General features: G+C 51.5%; 2 protein-coding genes and 1 pseudogene. 2 read left to right on the top strand and 1 reads right to left on the bottom strand.

Features of this window, described 5'->3' with window-relative positions:
- Positions 1-50: 50 nt before the first annotated feature.
- A pseudogene (locus tag ABD006_RS17885) lies at positions 51-116 on the bottom strand (IS1 family transposase); the annotation flags it as partial.
- Positions 117-181: 65 nt separating this feature from the next.
- Between ABD006_RS17885 and ABD006_RS17880 the strand changes: the two are divergent.
- Positions 182-886 (top strand): IS6-like element IS26 family transposase, encoded by a 705-nt coding sequence (locus tag ABD006_RS17880; protein WP_001067855.1) that lies wholly within the window; start codon positions 182-184, stop codon positions 884-886.
- Between the two features lie 39 nt (positions 887-925).
- The coding region (locus ABD006_RS17875) for a recombinase family protein (protein ID WP_425542245.1) at positions 926-1,052 on the top strand (127 nt) is incomplete at its 3' end.

Genomic DNA, 1,052 nt, shown 5'->3' with positions numbered 1-1,052 from the left:
AAATTATCCCGCTGCGTTTTTACGGGCAGATGGTCGGTAATGACTCCAACTTACTGATAGTGTTTTATGTTCAGATAATGCCCGATGACTTTGTCATGCAGCTCCACCGATTTTGAGAGGCACTGTTGCAAATAGTCGGTGGTGATAAACTTATCATCCCCTTTTGCTGATGGAGCTGCACATGAACCCATTCAAAGGCCGGCATTTTCAGCGTGACATCATTCTGTGGGCCGTACGCTGGTACTGCAAATACGGCATCAGTTACCGTGAGCTGCAGGAGATGCTGGCTGAACGCGGAGTGAATGTCGATCACTCCACGATTTACCGCTGGGTTCAGCGTTATGCGCCTGAAATGGAAAAACGGCTGCGCTGGTACTGGCGTAACCCTTCCGATCTTTGCCCGTGGCACATGGATGAAACCTACGTGAAGGTCAATGGCCGCTGGGCGTATCTGTACCGGGCCGTCGACAGCCGGGGCCGCACTGTCGATTTTTATCTCTCCTCCCGTCGTAACAGCAAAGCTGCATACCGGTTTCTGGGTAAAATCCTCAACAACGTGAAGAAGTGGCAGATCCCGCGATTCATCAACACGGATAAAGCGCCCGCCTATGGTCGCGCGCTTGCTCTGCTCAAACGCGAAGGCCGGTGCCCGTCTGACGTTGAACACCGACAGATTAAGTACCGGAACAACGTGATTGAATGCGATCATGGCAAACTGAAACGGATAATCGGCGCCACGCTGGGATTTAAATCCATGAAGACGGCTTACGCCACCATCAAAGGTATTGAGGTGATGCGTGCACTACGCAAAGGCCAGGCCTCAGCATTTTATTATGGTGATCCCCTGGGCGAAATGCGCCTGGTAAGCAGAGTTTTTGAAATGTAAGGCCTTTGAATAAGACAAAAGGCTGCCTCATCGCTAACTTTGCAACAGTGCCTCTTTACCGACAAGGCATCCGGCAGTTCAACAGATCGGGAAGGGCTGGATTTGCTGAGGATGAAGGTGGAGGAAGGTGATGTCATTCTGGTGAAGAAGCTCGACCGTCTTGGCC

It is taken from the genome of Salinibacillus aidingensis, assembly GCF_039522525.1.
Lineage (GTDB): Bacteria > Bacillota > Bacilli > Bacillales > Alkalibacillaceae > Salinibacillus > Salinibacillus aidingensis.
This window is presented reverse-complemented; position numbering and strand designations above follow the sequence as displayed.